Below are 2,796 nucleotides of genomic sequence, written 5' to 3'. Positions count from 1 at the left end.
TAACAATGATTATCATTATTGTACTTGGTGATTTTATTCCTTGGAAGTCCCTTAGAGCGATGGGAATGGTTTTTTAAGGAGATGGAGAAACGTGGACTAATAACTATTTTTGAAAGCTCCAGACAGTACGCCAACCGGGGCGACTCGAAACTAAAGCGGCAGTATTTCAAGGTCAAGTTAAATGCACAAAACTCTGATTAGTTTTTTTGACTAATTTAGGGTATTGGCTGCCTTAAGTAACAGTTCCACAGTTGTTGCTAAGAGCGTTCGGACACGAGTTAACTGATTTCGGCGCTCAATCCCCAGCCGTGCTTCAGTGTTTCGCGGATCGTCATCATGGCTTAAATGAACAACTTTTACTTTCTTCTGTTTTTCAGATGGTTCAAATATTGGCTCAGGAGCAGTGAGTTTGTTGTATCCATAAACTCCACTTGGGCGCTTCACATTATAATGATGTACTTCACAGCCACCAGGAGCAATGTAGCATCCTTCTAGATTATTTAAGTTGTGATGCAATTGTTCAACACAGGCGGCGATTGCCTGCATTTGTGTAGTAACACCCAAAGATTGGGCAGTTTGAGGACATCCCCTTGCCATCAGCATCATGATTGCTGCTTCTCGGCGTGTAGTTCTCAGGGTTTCTTGAATGCGTTCCTGTTCCAATTCCCGGAAGCGGATAAGTTCGATCTCCTCGTCGGGACTCAATTTAATTGCTGAACCACAGGTTTTGTAATTCAGGCATTCTCCACAATCGAGTAGTCCTGGTTGGAGCATCATTGAAGCACAGTCAAAGCCAAGTTCACATATCTTACGTGGCATAATTTCAAATTAGTTCTAGCTTAATAAACTTATTTTAATAGCTAGAACAAAAGGGTGTGTAAAAGCAAGTGGTATTAATCGTAGTTTATATCGGATAAAAGATAAGGGTATCTTATTTTGTGTTACCCCGAATTCGTGTATACTGAACTTTCTTCAGAACTATCGAGTGCGATCGCGCTTATTACTGTGAATAACCCTGAACTAAATAACTTACCTCCGATTAAACTCATTGCTCTTGACGCTGAAACGGCATCGCTCTCTGGGCGCACGGCTAGTACAAGACCACCAACCGATATTCGGTGGGTAAAAGTTCTGGAATTTTTACGCAGCAACAATCTCGCACCCAACAGCCGCAAACTGTACGAACGCGAACTCAAAAGGTTTTTGGCTTGGAGGAATGGCACTAAGAAAAGCCGAAATGCTTGCCAGATAAAGATTACAGCTTTTAATCAATGAATAGTGAGCGAATGGTCAAGCGATCGCTGCCGCATCAAACACAGCGAAATGGGTGGAGGGTGATGCAGGAGTTGCCCAAAAATTTTCTGAAATAGGAAAAGCTTACTCGTTCATGAAATACTTTCTTTCATACGAATAAGCCAACAACATAACTACTACTGTGACACTGCGAGTACAAATTCTCAAGGATAAATTTGCTAAAAGTCTGGGATTACCTTTTAAAGAACTGTTACCATCCTCGGTAATCGGGCAAGCGCTCTCTGAGCTAAAAATTAAATACTATCAGAGGTTATTTGATCCATTCGTAACATTATGGGCATTTTTATCTCAGGTTTTAGATACTGATAAGACTTGCCATAATGCCGTAAGTAAAATAATTGCACAACTGCCAGAGGAAGGAGTAGAAGTTCCATCAACTGATACAAGCGGCTATTGCCAAGCTAGGGCAAGATTACCAGAAAAGCTGTTAGAAAAACTTTTTGGCAAAGCTGCACAAAGTTTAGAAGAGAAAGTAACAACAGAACATTTATGGTGTGGTCGTTCGGTGAAGGTGATAGACGGTTCAACTGTCTCTATGCCGGACACTGCGGAAAACCAGAAAGCATACCCTCAACCAAAAAGTCAAAAACCTGGGTGTGGATTCCCGATTGCGAAAATTGGTGTGATATTCAGTTTGGCTACAGGAGCTGCTGTTGCTTTAGTTATCGACGTTTTGAACACTCATGATCTTAAACTCGCTCGACAACTTTATCAGTTTCTTAATCCCTTAGATATCCTTTTAGGAGATAGAGCTTTTTGCGCTTACGCTGATATAGTCGCCATTACAAAACTTAATTGTGATGTAGTATTCCGTAAACATCAAGCCCGAACAACATCAATGCGAAAAGGGAAAATTGTTGGTGATTGTGACAAGTTAGTTACGTGGTACAAACCTAAAAAATGTCCCAAAGGATTGAGTAAAGATGAATTTGATGCCCTACCTCAAACTCTAACTGTGCGAGAAATTTACTATTACATTGTTATCCCTGGTTTTCGTACTCAACGAGTCAGTTTAATCACTACTCTCTTAGATAAAACAACTTATTCTACTCTCGAAGTTGTTGGGCTTTACGGTAAACGTTGGGACGTTGAACTAGATTTAAGACATCTTAAAACCACTCTGGGGATGGATGTTTTGCGCTGTAAAACTCCTTCTATGGTACGCAAAGAAATTTACGTTTATTTACTAGCTTACAATCTACTTCGTAGTTTGATGTGGTCGGCAGGCACTACTTATGGTACTCCTCCGTTGCGCTTGTCGTTACAAGGTACGCGCCATCATTTACATAACTTTATTCCCCAATTGTTAGCTGCAACTTCAACAAAACCTCTTCAAATTTATTTTACTTTACTTAAAGTCATTGCTCACAAGGCTGTGAGCGATCGCCCTGGCAGAAGTGAGCCACGAGTCCGTAAAGGCCGACCAAAAGCTTACCCTTTAATGACGAAACCTCGGCACGAATTACAAAAGCAATTGCAAAC

General features: G+C 41.0%; 3 protein-coding genes. 2 read left to right on the top strand and 1 reads right to left on the bottom strand.

Features of this window, described 5'->3' with window-relative positions; translation table 11 throughout:
• Positions 1 to 210: 210 nt before the first annotated feature.
• Positions 211 to 819, bottom strand: a complete 609-nt coding sequence (locus ACFFAP_RS37760; protein WP_375515992.1) for a hypothetical protein — start codon at positions 817 to 819, stop codon at positions 211 to 213.
• Between the two features lie 135 nt (positions 820 to 954).
• Here ACFFAP_RS37760 and ACFFAP_RS37755 point away from each other — a divergent pair, with 135 nt between their 5' ends.
• Both ACFFAP_RS37755 and ACFFAP_RS37750 read left to right on the top strand, forming a co-directional pair.
• A complete protein-coding gene (locus ACFFAP_RS37755) occupies positions 955 to 1,275 on the top strand; it encodes a hypothetical protein (protein WP_375515991.1) in 321 nt (106 codons plus the stop codon).
• Positions 1,276 to 1,435: 160 nt separating this feature from the next.
• Positions 1,436 to 2,796: IS4 family transposase (locus ACFFAP_RS37750; protein ID WP_375515990.1), on the top strand; the 1,361-nt coding region annotated here is incomplete at its 3' end.

The sequence above is a fragment of the uncultured Nostoc sp. genome (assembly GCF_964245575.1).
In the GTDB taxonomy this organism is placed as follows: Bacteria; Cyanobacteriota; Cyanobacteriia; order Cyanobacteriales; family Nostocaceae; genus Nostoc.
The sequence above is the reverse complement of the archived record's forward strand: the minus strand, read 5'-3'. Positions and strand labels throughout refer to the sequence as shown.